21 protein-coding genes and 1 tRNA gene are annotated in these 18,977 nt (G+C 63.3%); 14 read left to right on the forward strand and 8 right to left on the reverse strand.

Going from position 1 to position 18,977, the window contains the following annotated elements; translation table 11 throughout:
* Positions 1 to 35: 35 nt before the first annotated feature.
* Positions 36 to 1,025, forward strand: coding sequence for an endonuclease/exonuclease/phosphatase family protein (locus BMG00_RS09065; protein WP_342745844.1), 990 nt, complete (start codon positions 36 to 38; stop codon positions 1,023 to 1,025).
* Here BMG00_RS09065 and BMG00_RS09070 read toward each other — a convergent pair.
* Entirely contained in the window at positions 989 to 1,909 is a 921-nt protein-coding gene (locus BMG00_RS09070; RefSeq protein WP_078574083.1) for a Rossmann-fold NAD(P)-binding domain-containing protein, read from the reverse strand. The genes BMG00_RS09065 and BMG00_RS09070 overlap by 37 nt on opposite strands.
* Before the next feature lie 215 nt (positions 1,910 to 2,124).
* Here BMG00_RS09070 and leuB point away from each other — a divergent pair, with 215 nt between their 5' ends.
* The 3 genes from leuB (at position 2,125) to BMG00_RS09085 (ending at position 4,457) form a co-directional block, all read left to right on the forward strand.
* Positions 2,125 to 3,228, forward strand: a complete 1,104-nt coding sequence (gene leuB / locus BMG00_RS09075) for a 3-isopropylmalate dehydrogenase (RefSeq protein WP_078526612.1) — start codon at positions 2,125 to 2,127, stop codon at positions 3,226 to 3,228.
* A gap of 116 nt (positions 3,229 to 3,344) precedes the next feature.
* Positions 3,345 to 4,328 (forward strand): DMT family transporter, encoded by a 984-nt coding sequence (locus tag BMG00_RS09080; protein ID WP_078526614.1) that lies wholly within the window; start codon positions 3,345 to 3,347, stop codon positions 4,326 to 4,328.
* A 52-nt stretch (positions 4,329 to 4,380) separates the two neighbouring features.
* Positions 4,381 to 4,457, forward strand: a tRNA-Pro gene (locus tag BMG00_RS09085).
* 458 nt (positions 4,458 to 4,915) lie between these two features.
* On the opposite strand, the gene BMG00_RS09090 is transcribed toward BMG00_RS09085, so the two are convergent.
* Genes BMG00_RS09090 through BMG00_RS09100 form a run of 3 tightly spaced genes read right to left on the reverse strand, consistent with a single transcriptional unit; the run spans position 4,916 to position 6,525 of the window.
* Entirely contained in the window at positions 4,916 to 5,656 is a 741-nt protein-coding gene (locus tag BMG00_RS09090) for an SDR family oxidoreductase (RefSeq protein ID WP_078526616.1), read from the reverse strand.
* 28 nt (positions 5,657 to 5,684) lie between these two features.
* Positions 5,685 to 6,149 carry a cyclophilin-like fold protein gene (locus tag BMG00_RS09095; protein WP_245794973.1) on the reverse strand — a complete coding sequence of 155 codons (465 nt, stop codon included), beginning with the start codon at positions 6,147 to 6,149 and terminating at the stop codon, positions 5,685 to 5,687.
* The gene (locus tag BMG00_RS09100; RefSeq protein ID WP_078526620.1) at positions 6,130 to 6,525 is read right to left on the reverse strand and encodes a (R)-mandelonitrile lyase; all 396 of its coding nucleotides are present in this window, start codon (positions 6,523 to 6,525) and stop codon (positions 6,130 to 6,132) included. The genes BMG00_RS09095 and BMG00_RS09100 overlap by 20 nt, the downstream gene beginning before the upstream one ends.
* A 113-nt stretch (positions 6,526 to 6,638) precedes the next feature.
* On the opposite strand from BMG00_RS09100, the gene BMG00_RS09105 reads away from it, so the two are divergent.
* The 6 genes from BMG00_RS09105 (at position 6,639) to BMG00_RS09130 (ending at position 12,017) form a co-directional block, all read left to right on the forward strand.
* Complete coding sequence (locus tag BMG00_RS09105) at positions 6,639 to 7,526, forward strand: LysR family transcriptional regulator (RefSeq protein WP_078526622.1); 888 nt, start codon at positions 6,639 to 6,641, stop codon at positions 7,524 to 7,526.
* Positions 7,527 to 7,781: 255 nt separating this feature from the next.
* A complete protein-coding gene (gene rfbC / locus BMG00_RS09110; RefSeq protein ID WP_078526624.1) occupies positions 7,782 to 8,354 on the forward strand; it encodes a dTDP-4-dehydrorhamnose 3,5-epimerase in 573 nt (190 codons plus the stop codon).
* Positions 8,351 to 9,388: a dTDP-glucose 4,6-dehydratase gene (rfbB, locus tag BMG00_RS09115; protein WP_078574085.1), complete on the forward strand. Its 1,038-nt coding sequence runs from the start codon at positions 8,351 to 8,353 to the stop codon at positions 9,386 to 9,388. The genes rfbC and rfbB overlap by 4 nt, the downstream gene beginning before the upstream one ends.
* Positions 9,385 to 10,230 carry a dTDP-4-dehydrorhamnose reductase gene (gene rfbD, locus BMG00_RS09120; protein ID WP_078526628.1) on the forward strand — a complete coding sequence of 282 codons (846 nt, stop codon included), beginning with the start codon at positions 9,385 to 9,387 and terminating at the stop codon, positions 10,228 to 10,230. The genes rfbB and rfbD overlap by 4 nt, the downstream gene beginning before the upstream one ends.
* Positions 10,230 to 11,096 carry a glucose-1-phosphate thymidylyltransferase RfbA gene (rfbA, locus tag BMG00_RS09125; protein ID WP_245794974.1) on the forward strand — a complete coding sequence of 289 codons (867 nt, stop codon included), beginning with the start codon at positions 10,230 to 10,232 and terminating at the stop codon, positions 11,094 to 11,096. Before rfbD ends, rfbA begins: the two co-directional genes overlap by 1 nt.
* Before the next feature lie 6 nt (positions 11,097 to 11,102).
* Entirely contained in the window at positions 11,103 to 12,017 is a 915-nt protein-coding gene (locus BMG00_RS09130) for a glycosyltransferase (RefSeq protein ID WP_078574086.1), read from the forward strand.
* A gap of 3 nt (positions 12,018 to 12,020) precedes the next feature.
* Here BMG00_RS09130 and BMG00_RS09135 read toward each other — a convergent pair whose 3' ends face one another.
* Together BMG00_RS09135 and BMG00_RS09140 are read right to left on the reverse strand one after the other, a co-directional pair.
* Complete coding sequence (locus BMG00_RS09135) at positions 12,021 to 12,659, reverse strand: ChrR family anti-sigma-E factor (RefSeq protein WP_078526634.1); 639 nt, start codon at positions 12,657 to 12,659, stop codon at positions 12,021 to 12,023.
* Positions 12,656 to 13,243: a sigma-70 family RNA polymerase sigma factor gene (locus BMG00_RS09140; protein WP_211274116.1), complete on the reverse strand. Its 588-nt coding sequence runs from the start codon at positions 13,241 to 13,243 to the stop codon at positions 12,656 to 12,658. Before BMG00_RS09140 ends, BMG00_RS09135 begins: the two co-directional genes overlap by 4 nt.
* Before the next feature lie 189 nt (positions 13,244 to 13,432).
* Here BMG00_RS09140 and BMG00_RS09145 point away from each other — a divergent pair, with 189 nt between their 5' ends.
* Genes BMG00_RS09145 through BMG00_RS09160 form a run of 4 tightly spaced genes read left to right on the forward strand, consistent with a single transcriptional unit; the run spans position 13,433 to position 17,223 of the window.
* On the forward strand, positions 13,433 to 14,743 hold the full coding sequence (locus tag BMG00_RS09145) for an NAD(P)/FAD-dependent oxidoreductase (RefSeq protein WP_078574088.1): 1,311 nt from the start codon (positions 13,433 to 13,435) through the stop codon (positions 14,741 to 14,743).
* Entirely contained in the window at positions 14,740 to 15,492 is a 753-nt protein-coding gene (locus tag BMG00_RS09150) for a DUF1365 domain-containing protein (protein ID WP_078574089.1), read from the forward strand. Before BMG00_RS09145 ends, BMG00_RS09150 begins: the two co-directional genes overlap by 4 nt.
* A complete protein-coding gene (locus BMG00_RS09155) occupies positions 15,492 to 16,655 on the forward strand; it encodes an SAM-dependent methyltransferase (protein WP_078574284.1) in 1,164 nt (387 codons plus the stop codon). The genes BMG00_RS09150 and BMG00_RS09155 overlap by 1 nt, the downstream gene beginning before the upstream one ends.
* Before the next feature lies 1 nt (position 16,656).
* Complete coding sequence (locus BMG00_RS09160; RefSeq protein WP_078574090.1) at positions 16,657 to 17,223, forward strand: DUF3833 domain-containing protein; 567 nt, start codon at positions 16,657 to 16,659, stop codon at positions 17,221 to 17,223.
* On the opposite strand, the gene mtgA is transcribed toward BMG00_RS09160, so the two are convergent.
* On the reverse strand, positions 17,224 to 17,967 hold the full coding sequence (gene mtgA / locus BMG00_RS09165; protein WP_078526642.1) for a monofunctional biosynthetic peptidoglycan transglycosylase: 744 nt from the start codon (positions 17,965 to 17,967) through the stop codon (positions 17,224 to 17,226).
* Between the two features lie 31 nt (positions 17,968 to 17,998).
* Positions 17,999 to 18,925 carry a Hint domain-containing protein gene (locus tag BMG00_RS09170; protein ID WP_078574091.1) on the reverse strand — a complete coding sequence of 309 codons (927 nt, stop codon included), beginning with the start codon at positions 18,923 to 18,925 and terminating at the stop codon, positions 17,999 to 18,001.
* Positions 18,926 to 18,977 lie beyond the last annotated feature (52 nt).

Here is an 18,977-nt window from a genome sequence, read left to right on the forward strand (position 1 = left end):
TTCTGGCCGGACCGGCCGCCGCGGAAACGCTGCGCGTGGCCACCTGGGATGCCGGGTTGAGCCGCTCCGGTCCGGGATTGCTTTTGCAGGACATCGAGAAAGGCGATCCTCAGGTCGTTGCTGTGCGCGAAGTGATCGACACGGTCTCGCCCGACATCCTTCTGCTGACCGGGATCGACTGGGATTATGATGGGCAAGCGCTGGATGCGCTCAATAGATCGCTCGCCACGCCCTACCCCTATTTCTATGCGTCCCGCCCCAATAGCGGAATGCAGAGCGGCGCGGATCTCGACGGCAACGGCGTGCTTGGAGAGGCGCGCGATGCGCAGGGCTATGGGCGCTTTCCTGGGCAGGGTGGCATGGCGCTCCTGTCCCGCCGCCCGATCCGGGCCGACGCCGCGCGGGATTTCTCCGACCTGCTGTGGCGCGACCTGCCGGGGAGCGCGATCGGCAAAACCGGGATGTCGGACGAGGCGCAGGCGGTGCAGCGACTGAGCTCCAGTGCGCATTGGGATGTTCCTGTCGAGATCGGCACAGGCGCGCCGCTGCATCTCCTCGCATTCGCCGCGACACCTCCTGTTTTCGACGGCCCCGAAGATCGCAATGGCTGGCGCAACCATGACGAGGCGGCGTTCTGGCTGCGCTACCTCGATGGCGATCTGCCCGAGACGCCGCCCGCGCGGACGTATATCCTGCTCGGGGATGCCAATCTCGATCCGGCCGACGCAGAGGGGCGGCGCGCGGCGCTTCAGTCCCTCCTCAGCGGTGGGTTTCTGCAAGATCCCGCGCCCCGAAGCAAAGGCGCCGAGCTTGCCGCGGACGCAGATCACAAAGGCGATCCGGGGCTCGATACGGCCGATTTCGATGGGCCGGGCAATCTGCGCGTCGATTATGTGTTGCCCTCGAGCGATCTGAAAATCGCGGCAGCGGGAGTGGTCTGGCCTGCCCCGGATGCCCCGCTTGCCAAAGCTGCCGCGCGTGCGTCGCGTCAGAAACTGGTCTGGGTCGACATCGTCTTGCCCTGATCGGGAACGACCTTCAGGCCGCGAATGTAGAGATGTTCGAACACGATCCGTTCAAGCGTTTTGGGCGTCATGTCGGGGAAGCGCGCAGAAAAGTCATTGCCGTCGATCGAGTGGCTCATATCGTAGAGATAACGCATCTCGCGCAATTCCCGCGCCAGCTCCCAGACCGGAGAGGCCAGCAACAGCGCCGTCCAGGGAAACCGCCTGATCGCGATCTCGCGCCCCATCTGGCGCGACAGTTCCGTGGCCAGTTCCTGTGCCGAGAAGACCGTGCCCGGAAACCCGAGATCGAGCAGCCCCGGCTCGGCGTCGCCCGTTTCGGCCATTCGCACAGCAATGCGGGTCAGATCGTCGAGATCGCCATAGGTTCGACGGGCTTCCGGTTTGCCGAGCGTCGTGATCCGGCCCTTGCGCAGATCCTTAAGCATAACCCGGTTGAGGATCGTATTCGTGGCCTCGGCATGGATGAAATCGCCGCTGCGCAGGATCACCACGGAATGCCCGTCCGCGGCATGGGCATGGTAGCGTTCCTCCATCTCGGCGCGAATGCGGCCTTTCCGGGTGCAGGGGTGATGGGGCGTCTGCGCGGACCAGGGCGAGGGCTCGCGCCCGAAGACATAGACATTGCCCGGCACCATGACCGAGGCGCCACTATCGCGTGCGGCCGCCAGAACCTGGCTGGTGATCTTGGGGATTTCGCCGGCCCAATCGTGATAGTTGGGCGGGCTCATCGCGTTCACGATCCAGCGCGCCCCGCGCGCGGATATCCCCATATCGGTCCCGCGCCTGTAGCGATCGACATCCCAACCGGCCGCCCGGAACGCCCGCGCGGCGGCGGATCCGAACACGCCGCCCATTCCCAGGATCAGCACCCTGCGAGTCATTTCCGGCCTCATTTCATCTCTGCTCTTGTGCGCAAGCATGCGCCGATCCGCGTGCGGGTGCCACTCGGTCCCGTCGCGATCCGCAAAACCCCGCCGAACCTTCGGCAAGCCATTGCCGATCGTCCAGACACGCTTTCGCGACCTCTGCCGCTTGACCAAGGGGCGGGCAGGGGATAGGCCCTTCGCAACCCTGTTTTTCTTGGGAGATAAGCCTCATGTCCAACCCCTCCATCCTCATCCTGCCCGGCGACGGGATCGGCCCCGAAGTCATGGCCGAGGTGCGCAAGATCATCGACTGGTTCGGCGCCAAGCGCGATCTCGTCTTCGATGTCAGCGAAGACCTCGTGGGCGGTGCCGCCTATGACAAGCACGGCGTGCCGCTGGCCGATGAGACCATGGCCAAGGCGCAGGAAGTGGACGCGGTGCTGCTCGGCGCCGTCGGTGGGCCGAAATACGACGTGCTCGACTTCTCGGTGAAGCCCGAGCGCGGCCTGCTGCGTCTGCGCAAGGAGATGGACCTGTTCGCGAACCTGCGTCCGGCGCAATGCTTCGACGCGCTGGCCGATTTCTCGTCGCTCAAGAAGGATGTCGTGGCCGGTCTCGATATCATGATCGTGCGCGAACTGACCTCGGGCGTCTATTTCGGCGAACCGCGCGGTATCTTCAACGAGGGCAACGAGCGCGTGGGCATCAACACCCAGCGCTACACCGAGTCCGAGATCGAGCGCGTTGCCCGCGCCGCCTTCGAGCTCGCGATGAAGCGCAATAAGAAGCTGTGCTCGATGGAAAAGGCCAACGTCATGGAGTCGGGCATCCTCTGGCGCGAGGTCGTGACCCGCGTCGGTCAGGACTACCCGGAGGTCGAGCTGTCGCACATGTATGCCGACAACGGCGCGATGCAGCTGGTGCGCGCGCCCAAGCAGTTCGACGTGATCGTGACCGACAACCTCTTCGGCGACATCCTCTCGGATTGCGCGGCGATGCTGACCGGGTCGCTCGGGATGCTGCCTTCGGCCTCGCTCGGCGCGCCGATGGAAAACGGTCGCCCGAAAGCGATGTACGAGCCCGTGCACGGCTCGGCCCCCGATATCGCGGGTCAGGGCAAGGCCAACCCGATCGCCTGTATCCTCAGCTTCGCCATGGCGCTGCGCTACAGCTTCGATCAGGGCGATGAGGCGACCCGCCTCGAAACCGCGATTGAGAAGGTGCTGGCAGACGGCGTGCGCACGGCGGACCTGATGGGTCCCGAAGGCGGCGTGCCAGTTTCGACCGCCGAGATGGGCGACAAGATCATCGCGGCGCTCGACGCCTCGCTCTGATCCAGTCAGACAGTCAGTCAAAAGGCGCGGGCAAAAGCTCGCGCCTTTTTCGTCTGACAGCCTTGCAACTCCCGCGCAACCGCTCAAGATGTGAGCGGTAACACCGGGAAGCTCGAATGTCCGAAATAGGCGGAAAATCCAATGCGCGCGGCGCGGGTCTTGGCCTGTTGTCGATGGCGATCTTTGCCACGCATGACGTTATCATCAAACATCTCGGCCAGACCTATTCTCCCGTGCAGATCGTTTTCTTCGCGGCGCTTTTGTCGTTTCCTCTTCTGTCGGTCATCCTGCTCAACGACAAGCGCGAAGGCAGCCTGCGCCCTGTCCATCCAGGTTGGGTCATCGCGCGGGTGATCACCACCGTCGTGACCGGTCTGTGCGCCTTCTACGCGTTTTCGACACTGCCTCTCGCGCAGGTCTACCCGCTTCTCTTCGCGATGCCGCTTCTGGTGACGGTCTTCTCGATCCCGCTTTTGGGCGAGAAGGTGGGCATTCATCGCTGGGCGGCGGTGATCCTCGGGTTGATCGGCGTCGTGATCGTGGTGCGGCCGGGTCAATCCGATCTGGCGCTGGGCCATTTCGCGGCAATGACGGCGGCGGTGACCGGTGCGCTGGCCTCGGTGATCGTGCGTCGGATCGGCTCGGAGGAACGCTCCGTCGTTCTTCTCCTTTCGCCGCTTCTGGGAAATGTGATCGCCATGGGGCTCTCGCTCCCCTTTGTCTGGGTTCCGCTGCAACTCCCCGATCTGGGGCTGATGGCGGTGATCGCGATTTTCGGGCTGACCGCATCGTTTCTGCAAATTCTGGCCTACCGCGCCGGCGAGGCGGCGATCGTCGCGCCGATGCAATATTCGCAGATCCTCTGGGCGATTTTCTACGGCTGGGTGTTCTTCCATGAAAGCGTCGATCTGCCGACGCTGATCGGGGCGGGGGTGGTGATTGCCTCGGGCCTCTACATCGTTTTCCGGGAGGCGACGGCGCATACTTCGGACAACCAGCCCGTGCTGCGCACCCGTGGCCGGAGTGAAACGGTGACCGCCCCGCGCTCGTCGATTCTGGGTCGCGTTCTGGGCCTGCGTGCACGCAATTCAAGAAGCTGAACGAGACCCCCTTGCAAAAGCCTGCACAAGCCGCTAATTCCCCGCCCACGGTCGGAGCGTAGCGCAGCCTGGTAGCGCACCTGCTTCGGGAGCAGGGGGTCGGAGGTTCGAATCCTCTCGCTCCGACCATTTCCCGAAATTCAAGGTCAGGGCATTTCCCCCTGTGGTGTCACAAGCCGCCCCTTGGGTGATCTGGCACCTCGTCTTCGCTGGCTCGACGGTCAAGCGCCTAGACCTGATCGGCGGGCAGTTCGGGCCCGCACTGCCTCATAAAAACATGAATGACCTGCGGGACTATCACAGCAAGTGAGATGTGGCTTGGGCCAGCGAAGCGGGCGGACAGCTTCCCGCATTGCGAAGGCAAATTCGTCACCAGACTGAGGCTAGCGCACCGGTGGAGTGGTGCCAAAGCCGTGGTTTTCTTGGCGGGTGGCATCACTTCATCGACAGCAACTGAAAATCCGGCGGTCAGAATCGCCTTGCTTCGCTCTCGTCGAACGGTAGTCCCGGTGACGGCGCGGCCCCTCAAGTGGCATCCGGACCGCATGGGTCAGGGCGGCGGAGCCATCGCCCCGCCGCCCATCGCATCACCAGGCCTGAACGGTCGGCCCGACGGTCAGTTCGCTGACATTGGTGTCCGCAGGCTGCTCGATCGCAAAGGCCACGACATTGGCGATCCGGTCGGGGGTGATGCCGACCTGTTCATAGAGCGCAGCCATGCCCGCCGCGGTGCCCGGCTCGCTGATCGTGTGAAGAAGCTCGGTGTTGATGGCGGCGGGGAAGATCGTCGCAGTGCGAATGTTGGTGCCTTCCATCGCCGACTCCATGCGCAGGATTTCCATGAAATCGCGCACGAAGAATTTGGTGCCGCCATAGACCGCCGCTGCCGGATAGGCCTTGAGCCCCGCCACTGAAGAGGTGGCGATCACATGGCCCGATTTCTGCGCGACGAATTCGGGCAGAACGGCCGCGACACCATTGAGCACGCCCTTGATGTTGATATCGACCATCGCATGCCAGTCGTCGGTCTTGAGCGCCGAGAGCGGCGAGCTGGGCATGATCCCCGCATTGAGGAAAATCACGTCGACGCGGCCATAGGTCTCCTTCGCCAGTTTCACGATGGCGTCGTTGTCGGCCTGTCTGGTGACGTCGAGCACCTGCCAGATGGCCTCGCCGCCCGCCGCGCGGATCTCCTCGGCCAAAGCCTTCAGCCGCTCTTCGCGCCGCGCACCGAGGACGACCTTGGCGCCCTTTTCGGCCAGCAGTTTCGCGGTGGCCTCGCCGATACCGGACGAGGCGCCGGTGATGATGATGACCTTGTCTTTCATGTCGGTTTCCTTTCGTTGAAACAGGCCCTCAGCCATGAGAGATCACGTTGAGGGGATAGGTGCCGCGCAGCTTGAGCGGGGCGATGTCGCCCTCGACCTGGCCCAGCCGGATCAGGCCACGGGAATAGCGATAGGGTGCGTGGAAAAACACGAGGTTGCCCCAGGGCGCATAGGTGCAGACATCCCCAATCGCCTCGTCCGAGAAGGCGGTCGCGCCCTGCTCGGTCAGCTTGCGTGGCAGATAGGCGATCTTTTCGTTCTGCGCGTAATCCTCGATCGTCAACTCGAGCGGGAGCAGCGACAGCAGATCGCGCGCCGCCCGACTGTCGTTCAGCGTGACGTCAAAGGACTGATCGGCAAATCGGCAGGTGAGGCGCATCGGAGGCTCCTTTGGTGTCGCGCGCGCGGGGCGGCTCATCGGCAGCGCACAGGTAGCGCCTACGACAAAGCCACGCCGCGTCATCACGGCGGATTCAGCCGCGGTAATCCGCATCACTGACCTTCTCGAGCCAGGTGACGACCTCACCGTCGACCGCTTCCTGAATGGCGATATGGGTCATTGCCACGTCGGGGGCGGCGCCATGCCAGTGCTTCTCCCCTGCCGGGAACCAGACCACATCGCCGGGGCGGATCTCTTCGATTGGGCCGCCATCGCGTTGCACCCGGCCAAGTCCTGCGGTCACGATCAGCGTCTGGCCCGCCGGGTGGGTGTGCCATGCGGTGCGTGCGCCGGGTTCGAAGGTCACGGCCGCCCCTGCCGCCTGACCGGGCGGTTCGGCCTGAAAGAGCGGGTCGATCCGGACTGTGCCGGAAAACCAGTCATCCGGTCCCTTGACCGAGGGCGTACTGCCTGCGCGGGTGATTTTCATGAGAGCCTCCAGCTTTCGGGTTGCTGTGGTTGTTATATGGCTTGCCGAGACTTATTGATTAGGGTCGGAGCCTCGTTTGAACTTATCGACTACAGCCATGAATTGGAGCCGCGATGGCACAGACCGATTTCAACGATCTGATGTGGTTTCTCGCCGTCACTGAGGAGGGTAGCTTCACCCGCGCGGCGGCCAAGCTTGGCGTGGTGCAATCAACATTGAGCCACCGGATCAAGAAACTCGAGACGAAGATGGGCATGCGTCTTCTGGCGCGCACGACCCGCTCTGTCTCCACGACCGAGGCGGGCGAGCGGTTGCGCCGGACGCTGGCACCACGTGTGAGCGAGATCGAGGAAGAGATCGCGGCATTGATGGAGCTGCGTGACAGGCCTGCGGGTTCGGTGCGGATCACACTGTCGCATCATGCGCTGACGCAGCTGATCTGGCCCAAGCTACGGCCCGTCCTGCGTGACTATCCCGACATCCGGCTGGAGCTGAGCGTCGATGGTGGTTTTCGCGACATTGTCGAGGATGGATTCGATGCCGGGATCCGATTGGGCGAGAGCGTCGAGCATGACATGATCGCCCTGCGCGTCGGGCCGGATTGGCGATTGGTCGCGGTCGCGACCCCCGACTATCTCGCCGCCCGGGGGCGCCCCGCTCATCCGCAGGACCTGCTTGCGCATGACTGCATCAACCGGCGTCTGGTGACGGCGGGCGGCCTTTATGCATGGGAGTTCGAGAAGGACGGCAAGGAGTTGCGGGTGCGCGTCGAGGGGCGCTTGACGCTGAATGACGAAGCAACGATCGTCGCGGCGGCGCTTGATGGTGTCGGCATCGCCTATGTTCCCGAGGATATGGTCGCCGAGCATCTTGAAAGCGGAGCGCTCGAGCTTCTTCTGGATGACTGGTCGCCGCGCTTCGCCGGATATCACATCTACTACCCGAGCCGGCATCAGAACCTTCCCGCCTTCAAGGTCGTCGTGAACGCATTGCGGCATTGAGGGCGGCGGCTCGAACGCCTCGGCCCCCTCGAAACGTGACCCCCGCTGCGAGACAGGCGCGCTTGCCCTGCAACTCACGCAATGCCTCTTTACCTCGAAGTGGCCCTCGAGTTTTCATTGGGTTTGCGAGGGGTGCGAAAACGACAAATCCGGTGTGCCTCCATAACATCCCCCGAATTCGAGCCGCGCCCCAAAGCGTCTGGCTTTTGTGGCCCGGCTTTGGCACAAATCCACAAAGCAATAAAGGCAGGTCGGATGCAGGTTGAGACAACCCCTTTGAGCGGCGTTCTGGTGATCACGCCCCCGCGCTTTGGCGATCATCGTGGGTTCTTCTCGGAGAGCTACTCGGCGAAGCGCTTCGCCGAGGCGGGGATCGCGATCGGTTTCGTTCAGGACAATCACTCGGTCTCGGAAACCTTGGGCACCGTGCGCGGTCTGCATTTCCAGGCGCCACCCCATGCGCAGGCAAAGCTCGTGCGTTGCGGGCGGGGGCGGCTTTGGGATGCCGCGGTCGATATCCGCAAGGGCAGCCCGACTTATGGCCAGTGGTTCGGCACGGAACTCAGCTTCGAGAATGGCAAGCAGCTCCTGATCCCTGCGGGCTTTGCGCATGGGTTCGTCACGCTCGAGCCGGGCACCGAGATCGTCTACAAATGCTCGGATTACTACGCGCCGGAGTGCGAGGGCGCCATCCGTTGGGACGACCCCGATCTGGCGATTGACTGGCCGCTTTCCGCAGGAACAGAGCCTGTCCTGTCGGGCAAGGATGCCGAAGCGCCTGCCTTCGCCGATCTCGACAGCCCCTTTGTCTGGGAGGGTGCGGCATGAAGATCCTCGTCACAGGCGGCGCCGGGTTCATCGGCTCGGCGGTCGTGCGCCTCGCCGTCTCGCGCGGCCATAAGGTCGTCAACCTCGACGCGCTGACTTATGCCGCCTGCCTCGAGAACGTCGCCTCCGTGGCCGATAGCCCGCTCTACGCGTTCGAGAAGGCAGATATCCGCGACCCCAAGGCGCTGGCCGAGATCTTCGTGCGTCACAAGCCTGACGCGGTGATGCATCTGGCGGCGGAAAGCCATGTGGATCGCTCGATCGACGGCCCCGGCGCCTTCATCGAGACCAACGTGATGGGCACCTACAACATGCTGCAGGCGGCCCGCAGCTTTTGGGAGGCCGAGGGCCGCCCCGAGGGCTTCCGCTTCCACCACATCTCGACCGACGAGGTCTATGGCACGCTTGGCCCGACGGGGCAGTTCACCGAAGAGACACCCTACGCGCCGAACAGTCCCTATTCCGCCTCGAAAGCGGGCTCGGACCACCTCGTGCGCGCCTGGCACGAGACCTATGGGCTGCCGGTCGTGCTCACCAATTGCTCGAACAATTACGGCCCCTACCACTTCCCCGAAAAGCTCATCCCGGTGGTGATCCTCAACGCGCTCGCGGGCAAGCCGCTGCCGATCTATGGCGACGGCTCGAACGTGCGCGACTGGCTCTATGTCGAGGATCACGCGGATGCTTTGCTTCTGGTGCTGGAGAAGGGCGCTTTGGGGCGCAGCTACAATATCGGCGGCGAGAACGAGCGCTCGAACCTCGAACTGGTGCGCACGATCTGCGCCATTCTCGACCGGTTGCGCCCAGCCAAGCAGCCTTACGCCGAGCAAATCACCTTCGTCACCGACCGCCCCGGCCACGACGCGCGTTACGCGATCGACCCGACCCGCATCCGCGAGGAACTGGGCTGGCGGCCGAGCGTGACGGTCGAGGAAGGGCTGGAGCGCACCGTGCGGTGGTATCTCGAGAACGAAGACTGGTGGCGGCCGCTCTTGGAGCGGCACGGCGTCGGCGAGAGGTTGGGCAAGGCATGATCCTGGTCTTTGGACAGACGGGCCAGGTTGCGCAGGAGATGCAACAGCTCGTGCCTGATGCGACGTTTTTGGGCCGTGATAGGGTCGATTTGAGCGAGCCCGAAGCTGCCGCCACAGCAATCCGCGAGGCAAATCCGAGTGCCGTGATCAACGCGGCCGCCTATACGGCTGTCGATAGAGCCGAAGAGGAAGAGGCACTCGCGAAGGTGGTCAATGGCGACGCTCTCGGCGCAATGGCCGAGGCCTGTCGTGACCTGGGAATTCCGCTCGTTCATATCTCGACCGATTACGTGTTCGACGGTTCGGGCGAACGACCGTTCACGCCGATCGATCCGACCCGGCCCCTTGGTGCCTATGGCAGGACCAAGCTCGCGGGCGAAGAGGCAATTCGCGCGGCGGGTGGCCCCTATGCGATCCTGCGCACCAGCTGGGTCTTCTCCGCCCATGGCGCGAATTTCGTAAAGACGATGCTGCGCCTGTCGGAAAGCCGCGATCATCTGCGGGTGGTGGCCGACCAGATCGGTGGGCCGACGCCTGCCCGCGCTATCGCCGAGGCCTGCCTGACGATCGCGCAAGACTTGCAGCGCGCGCCGGAGAAAAGCGGCGTTTACCATTTCTCAGGGGCTCCGGATGTAAGCTGGGCAGGCTTCGCACGAGAGATCTTCGCGCGGGCCGGGCGTCAGGTAAACGTGGAGGAGATCCCCTCCACCGCCTATCCGACGCCTGCGAAACGGCCGCTCAACTCACGACTCGACTGCAGCGATCTGGCCGTGTTCGGCCTGCAAAGACCCGATTGGAGATCGGGATTGGATGAAGTTTTGACCGAATTGGGGGCGATATGATGCGCAAGGGGATCATTCTGGCAGGCGGTTCCGGCACGCGGCTTTATCCGATCACGATGGGCGTCTCGAAGCAGCTCCTGCCGGTCTATGACAAGCCGATGATCTACTATCCGCTGACGACGCTGATGCTGGCGGGCATTCGCGAGATCGCGGTGATCACCACGCCCCACGATCAGGAGCAGTTCATCCGGACGCTGGGCGATGGCAGCCAATGGGGGCTGACCCTCACCTATATCACCCAACCCTCGCCCGATGGTCTCGCGCAGGCCTATCTGCTGGCCGAGGATTTCCTTGCCGGCAGCCCTTCGGCAATGGTTCTGGGGGACAACATCTTCTTCGGCGCGGGGCTTCAGAACGTCTTGAGGTCCGCCAACGAGCAGACCGAGGGCGGCACTGTCTTCGGCTACCGCGTCCGCGACCCCGAGCGCTATGGCGTGGTCGATTTCGACGAGAGCGGCAAAGCCCGCGCGATCATCGAGAAACCCGAGGTCCCGCCGTCGCAATTCGCGGTGACCGGGCTCTATTTCCTCGACGGGACCGCGCCGGAGCGAGCGAAGACGATCACCCCCTCGGCCCGCGGTGAGCTGGAAATCACGACGCTCCTCGAGACCTATCTGCACGAGGGCAACCTTTCGGTCACCCAGATGGGCCGCGGCTTTGCCTGGCTCGACACCGGCACCCATGGCAGCCTGCTGGACGCGGGAAATTTCGTGCGGACGCTGGAGGAACGTCAGGGGCTGCAAAGCGGGTCGCCCGACGAGATCGCTTATGAAAAAGGCTGGATCAGCGACGAGCAACTGGCTGACCGAGCGAAGAAATTCGGCAAGAACAGCTATGGTGAGTATCTGCTGCGTCTGATCGAGTGAGCCGGGATGGCTCGCGTCACGATCTTGATGGCGGTGCATGAGCCGGGGCCGGAACTGGCTGAACAGCTTGCCAGTTTCTCGGCTCAGACACATCGGAATTGGCATTTGATCGAGAGCGACGACAGCAGGACCGCGTCGGCGCGCGCGGCTCTGGACCGCTTTGAAGCGGAGGGGCATTCGGTTATCACGGTGCAGGGGCCGGGGCAGGGCCCAGGTCCGAACTTTCAGTTTCTTTTGCAGCACACCGACGCGAATGCGCGGGATTTCATTGCTTTTTCAGATCAGGACGATGTCTGGTTTCCCGAGAAACTCGAACGCGCGCTTCTGGCGCTGAAGGCTGAAGATTGCCCTGCGCTTTACTGTTCACGCAGCCTCGTGACCGGGGCGTCGCTCGAAGATCCGCAGCCGTCGCCGCCACGTCCGCGCCCGCTCGGGTTTCACAACGCGTTGGTCCAAAACGTCGCCGCGGGCAACACGATCGTGCTCAACCCGGCGGCGGCGCGGCTCGCGCGGGAGGCGGCGGCCGAGGCCGGGCCGATCCTCAAGTTCGATTGGTGGCTGTATCAAGTGCTGTCCGCTTGTGGTGCGGCGTTGATCCATGATGATCGTCCGACGCTTTATTACCGCCAGCACGGCGGCAATGCCGAAGGGGAGAACCTGTCCGCCCAAGCGAGGGTAAGCCGCCTGCGCCGTTTTCTCAAAGGCGAATGGCGCAACTGGACCGATGCGCAACTGAGGGCACTGGCTGCCTCGCGCCACCGTTTCACCCCTGAAAACCGGGTGCTTTTCGATAGATTCGTTCGGATACGCCAAGCGCCCCTGCCGTCCCGTTTCACGCAATTCGCGCGGCTCGGGCTTTATCGCCAAAGCCGGGCGGGAACGGTTGCGATCTGGTTCGGGGCGCTGTTTCGGCTGATATAGAGCCTAAATGCGGAAGATCGGTTGCAGCAGCCGCGGCAGGAAGCTCTTGAATTTCAGTGGCGCGTCGGTTGCTGCAAGGCAGATGCAGACGTCCTCCATCCCGGCAACCGGGGTGTGGTCGAGATCGTCGCTGGCCACTTCCACGTCACCGACGCCGAACCGCCCGGTCTCATCCGAGAACGAACCCTGCAAGACCAGTGTCAGCTCCAGCCCGTTATGGCCATGATCGGGCACGGCCATGCCCGGCGGGATGTAAAGCAATCGGGCCGAGCCCTCGCGATCCTCGCTCAGGATTGCCTGACGAATACCGCCGCCAAGCGCGCGCCAGCGCGGTTCGGCCCCACCCATCGCCTCGACGACGGCACCGGGATAAATGCCCGAGCGCGCGGGTGCGGTGAATGCCGCCGGCGGATCGCTGTCGAGCCCGTCAAAGACCCGTTTGCGCAGATCGTCGCTTGCAGAGACCGCGTCGAGCGATTCCAGAACGACCCCCCCGGCCAACTCCTCGGCTTCCAGCCGCGCCCGACAGTCGTCGCATTGGCTCACATGTGCCGCCACGACCAGCGAAAACGCATGGCCCAGCGAGCCGGTCGCATAGGACCGGATCAGCCAATCGGGCAAATGATGCGTAATCTCCGTCATTCCTCTCTCAGATCCTTCAATTCGTGCCGCAGTTTCTCCAGCGCCAACCGGATCCGCGACTTGATCGTTCCCAGTGCAAGGCCCGTTGCCTCGCGAATTTCTGCCTGAGTGAGCTCGCCCACATAGGCGCGCTCGATGATCTCGCGCTGCGCTTCGGGCAGGGTCTCGAGCGCCTGGCGCAGCTGTGCGGCTTCCTGTTCCAACCCGACCAGAGCATCGGCCTCGGGCGACTCGCGCGTTTCGGCCTCGGCAATCATCTCGTCTGGAACGGGGCGCGGGCGCCTCCGGATCACATCGATCTGCCGATTGCGCGCGATCCGGTAAATCCAGGCCGAAGCCCGGGCCCTGCTCTCATCGTAGAGATGGGCCTTGTGCCAGATCGTCAGCATCACATCCTGCACCACGTCTTCCGCCGCCGCGCCGGACATCCCCGAACGCATCAGCATCCCCTTCAGACGCGGCACGAAGTGATCGTAGAGCCGCGCGAAGGCTGCCTTGTCGCGTCGATCCCGCACCGCGACCAGCCATTCGGTCTGTTCGCAGGCCTCGTCGGACGCATTTGCTGACGTTTTGCGGTTGTCCATTCTCTTCCCGGCAGAGGCGAGCCCCGCCGCCATTGGCGCGGGCAATTTCGTCTCAAGGTTTGTGGTCGCTTCCCTCAGCATGAACCAACTACGCGCACAATGCGCAGACAGATCACACGGAGGCGAAAAAACTTCTGATCCAAACCCTAACATCCGCCGTTACGTCTTCAAGTCTTTGGGAGAACTGCGATGTCCTTCGATGCCTTGCATCCTCACGCCCAGCGGATCGCCATAATTGGATCTGGGATCTCGGGTCTCGCCGCGGCCTGGCAGCTGGCGCCGCACAACCGCGTGACGGTGTTCGAGGCGGAAGCGCGTCTTGGCGGCCATTCGCGCACGATCGTTGCGGGGCGCAATGGCGATCAGCCGGTCGATACGGGCTTCATCGTGTTCAATTACGCTAATTATCCCCACCTGACGCGGCTTTTCTCGGAGCTGGATGTGCCGGTGGAAAAATCGGATATGGGGTTTGGCGTCACGATCGATCAGGGGCGGATCGAATACGCGCTGCGCGACCTCGGCAGCCTGTTTGCCCAAAAGCGTAACCTGTTGCGGCCGGGATTTGGCCGGATGATCGCCGATATCGCGAAGTTCAACACCAAGGCGGTCGCGCTGGCGCAAAGTGACGATGTGACGATCGATCAGCTGCTTGACGAGCTGCGTATGGGAGAGTGGTTCCGCCGCTATTATCTTCTGCCCATCTGCGGCGCGATCTGGTCGACCCCGGCGGACACGATCGGGGAATTTCCGGCCCGCAGCCTTCTGCGCTTCTTCGAGAACCACGCGCTCTTGTCGGCCACCGGGCAACATCAGTGGTGGACGGTTTCGGGCGGCTCGATCGAATATGTGAAGCGGCTGGAGCGTGCCTTGCGCCTGCGCGGGGTCGAATTCCGCCTAGGCTCGGCAGTGAAAGCGATTCAGCGCAGCCCGAAATCAGTCACTATTTCAGTGGAAAATGCTGCTCCGGAACAGTTCGATCAGGTGATCATCGCCACGCATTCCGATCAGGCACTCAAGCTTTTGCCGAACCCGACCGGGGAGGAGCGCACGGCACTTTCGGCGGTGCGCTATCAGCCCAACGATGTCTATCTGCATCGCGACGAACGCCAGATGCCCGTGCGGCGTGCCTGCTGGTCGAGTTGGGTCTATCAGGCGCAGACGCGAGCGAACGAGACCCGCCTTGGCGTGACCTACTGGATGAACCGGTTGCAAAATATTCCCGAGAGCGATCCGCTCTTTGTCACGCTCAATCCCGAGAACCCGATTGCCGATGAAGCGATCTATGATCACGAGGTTTTCTGGCATCCCGTTTTCGACCGCGCGGCCCTGCGGGCTCAGGAACAGATTCAGGCGATTCAGGGCCAGAACCGGACTTGGTATGCGGGCGCGTGGCTGCGGCACGGGTTCCACGAGGACGGCTTTGCCTCGGCGGTACGGGTTGCCCGCGCGCTCAATCGCGGCGCCATCCCCGCATCCGAGCTTGAGGCGGTCCCCGCATGATCGCCCAGTTCTGCCCCGGCGAAACGACCCATGCGCGCCGCGGCTCGATCGGGCACAAGTTTCGCTATCACGTGGATTATGTGTTGCTCGATCCCGAGGCGCACGGTCCTTGGCCGCGCCTTTTCTCACGAAAGGGCGGCAATCTCGCGCGGGTGGATGACCGCGATTATGGCGGGGCGCCGGGGAAGGGCGAGGGGGCGGCCTGGGTGCGCCGCAAGCTGGCCGAATTCGGGGCGCCGGAGCCTGCACGGCTGTTTTTGCTGACGCAGCCGCGGATCTTCGGCTCGGGCTTCAATCCGGTGAATTTCTGGCTGGTCTATGATGGCGGGGATAAGCTCCGCTGTGTGATCGCGGAGGTGAACAATACTTTCGGCGACCGGCACTCCTACCTCTGTGCGACACCCCAATTCGACCCTATTACAGCGGAAACCGAGCTTCAGGCGGAGAAAATCTTTCACGTTTCTCCCTTTCAGAAGATCGCGGGCGAATACCGCTTCCGCTTCCATATCGACGCCGAGCGGATCCGCATCCGCATCGACCATCGCAACGGTGAGGAGGGGGTGATCGCCACGCTCACCACCGCACGCCGCCCGCTCAGCTCGAAAGCGCTGCTGATGGCTGCGATACGCCGTCCGCTTACTCCGATCCGCACGCTGGGCCTGATCTATTGGCAGGCTCTGCAACTCAAGCTCAAAGGCGCGCGCTACCTGCCGCGTCCGACACCCCCAAGCGAGGAGATCAGCCGATGATGCCCTTCCTGACGAACCGCATCCGCGCGGAATTTCTCGATATGTGCGAGCGGATTTCGCACGGGTCCCTGACCCTGCGCCTTCCCGACGGCACGCGGCGCCATTTCGGACGTGGCCAGCCGCAGGCCGAGATGGAGATCCGCGACTGGCAGGCGGTGGTGATGATGGCCTCGCGCGGCGATGTCGGCCTGGGCGAGGCCTATATTGCGGGTCTCTGGGAGACGCCCTCGATCGAAGCGCTTCTGAGCGTTGCGCTCAAGAACCTCGAACTGGTCGACAGCTACGCCTATGCGGGCTTCTGGTCGAACCTGAAATTCCGGATCATCGACCGGTTGATGCGGGCGAATTCTCTGCGTGGCGCCTCGCGCAATATCCGTGCGCATTACGATGTCGGCAACGAGTTCTACCAGATCTGGCTTGATGAGGGGATGAGCTATTCCTCTGCGCTTTTCGCCCCGGGCGATCGCGATCTTCACCGGGCGCAGAACCGCAAGCTCGACCGGATTCTCGATAGTCTGGGCGATGGCGAGCGGGTGCTGGAGATCGGCTGCGGCTGGGGCCATTTTGCCGAGCGCGCGGCCGAGCAGGGGCGCCACGTCACGGGCATCACCATCTCGCCCAGCCAGAAAGGTTACGCCGATGCGCGGCTCGACGGGCGGGCGGAAATCCGGCTTCAGGATTACCGCAAGACCCCCGGCACATTCGATCACATCGTGTCGATCGAAATGATCGAGGCCGTGGGCGAGCGCTATTGGCCAACCTACTTCGCCACGCTCAAGGAGCGCCTGAGCGAGGGTGGATCTGCGATGATTCAGGCCATAACAGTTTCTGATTCCTACTTCCCGACCTATCGCAAGACGTCGGACTTCATCCGCCAATATACGTTCCCCGGCGGGATGCTTCTGTCGGACGGCGTGATCCGCGATCAGGCGGCGAAGGCGGGGCTTGCGGTCAAGGAAAGCTTCGCCTTCGGTCAGGATTACGCAGAGACCTGCCGACAATGGGCAACCCGGTTGAAAGAGCGCAGCGCGCGCGCCGCCCAGCTTGGCTTCGGGCCGGAGTTTCTGCGCAACTGGCAGTATTACCTCGAGGCCTGCGCGGCCGCCTTCGCGGTCGGTCATACCAACGTGGTGCAGGTCCAGCTGGCACATGTGAGGGCTTGAGATGTTGACCAAGATCCTTCTGGCTTTGGCGATCCTCATTTTGGCGGCGATCCTGATCCGTCACCTCTTCTTCGCCTTCCCCGCGCAGACCAGCGCGGACTATGCCGCCGAGACCCCGGAATTCGACATTCGCCGCGCTTTCGAGGGGCCCGTTGAGGCGCATGGGATGATCTACGGCCCGACCGGCCGCATCACGTCGCGGTTTCGGGCGATCATGCGGGGCAGCTTCACCAATGAAGGCGGCGTGATCGAGGAAGAATTCGACTATGCCTCGGGCCGCCGCCAAACCCGCGCCTGGAACATCCAGTTCGGGCCCGATGGCGAGATCAGCTCCACCGCCGCCGATATTGAGGGCACCGCAGAGATGGAGCAGATGGGCAACGCCCTGCGGATGCGCTACCGGCTGCGCCTGCCGGAAGATGCGGGCGGGCATGTGCTCGACGTGACAGACTGGATCTACCTGATGCCGGACGGGACGATGCTGAACCGCTCGCAGATGCGCAAATTCGGGGTCAAGGTAGCAGAGCTTTTCGCGGTCATGCGCCCGATGGTCGAACCGGCCGAGTGATCACTCGAAACAGCTTGCGCGACCGTCATTCTTGATCGTCGCGGCCCCATCCATGATCGACTGCGCCCGCCGCGCGAGGAATTTCGTAGGCTTCGCGGCGGAGCGATCCTTCGGATCGGGGAGCACGGCGGCGATCAGGGCGGACTGATACGGGCTGAGCTTGTCGGGCGAGGTGCGGAAATAGCGGAAGGCGGCCGCATCGACCCCGAAGGCGCCCTCGTCGAACTCGGCGACGTTCAGATAAATCTCGAGGATGCGGCGCTTGCCCCAGATCGCCTCGACGAAGGGGGTCAGAACCGCTTCCATCGCCTTGCGCGGCCAGCTGCGTCCTTGCCAGAGAAAGACGTTCTTGACCGTTTGCTGGGTGATCGTCGAAGCGCCGCGATTGCCGCCCTCGTCGAGGGCCTCGCGGATCGCGCGCATGTCGAAGCCCCAGTGATTGCAGAAATTCGCATCCTCCGCGGCCACGACAGACCGCGCGAGCACCGGTGAGATCTCCTCGAGGGCGACCCATTGCTGATCCACTGCACCAAGGCGCTGGCGTTCGCTCCACATCGTCCAGGTGGTCGGCGGGTTCACGAATTTGAACGTCACGATCAGCGCCAGAAGCACCGCGACGAAAACGAGTGCGCCCCGACCAAGCCATTTCAACGCCACCCGAAACGGGGCGCCTGCCGCTTGGCTGAGGCCGGAACGGGCCTTGCGCTTGCCCGAGGTTCTGCTCGTTTTCTTCTTCGTCGCCATGCGCCCATAAGTCATGGGGAGGCGGGACCGGTCAAGCCGCCAGAAGTGCGATTTCCGGTCCGCGCGCGACCTGTCGCGCAGTTACCATGGTCTCGATCGGCCGGGTGCTGCGGCGGGCCCAGGCGGCGCGGATTTCGGCACTGATCCGGCGGTCTTCTTCAAGGATCATGTTGCCGGGAAAGAGGCTCTCGCTGGGCGCCCCTTCGGCGATGAGAATGTGATGCGCATCGAGGAGAACATGAACATAGTGCAGATGCGCCATCTCGGTCAGGCGCACAGATTGTCCGTCAACCAGATGCTTTGCAGCGACCAGAACCTCGTCGGAGCCGCAGGCAAGCTCGGCGCGCCAGCCGCTTACCAGCATCCGGTGCTGTTGCGACACCAGAAGCGGGCGCGAATTGCCCAGCGAACCGGTTTCGAACCGGACCGGCGCGTAGCTTCCATAACCGCGCACCTGTCGCCCGCCCGTCCAGAGGATGGGCTGCGGTCCCGCGTCGCGTGTCATCACCAGATCGCCGATGCGCAGCCATTCGACGGGTTTCTCCCCCTCGGGCGTGGCGATCATCGTGCCGGCGGTAAAGCACTCCGGGCCGAGATCACCCACCGCCATTTGCGTGCTCTGGGTGACATAGGTCGAGCTGATGAAGGTGGAATTGTGCAGGATCGAGCCATCGATCGGGGTAAAGACCGCCCTGCCGTCTTGAAGATAGAAGGTGGTGCCGGTGATCGAGTATTCGACGCCATTGGGTTTGGCGAGCGTGATCGTATCGCCTTCCCAGACCGCCGTGACCCGAACGCCATCGACCATGTCATAGCGGCCACCGCCGCCGGTCGTGGGGGTGACCCAGCCGTCATTGTTTCGATCGTTGATCGAGAGCGTCGCAGGCGACACAGCCGTACCCAGAGGAGGCGGATTCCCCGGATCAAGCGTGTAAAACTGATCGTAATAGATTGCCATTAGCGCTGCTCGATGGCGATTTTCGCCGTTTGATTGTTTCCAATCTAACGAC

Origin of the sequence: Thioclava marina (assembly GCF_002020135.1) — a bacterium.
Lineage (GTDB): Bacteria > Pseudomonadota > Alphaproteobacteria > Rhodobacterales > Rhodobacteraceae > Thioclava > Thioclava marina.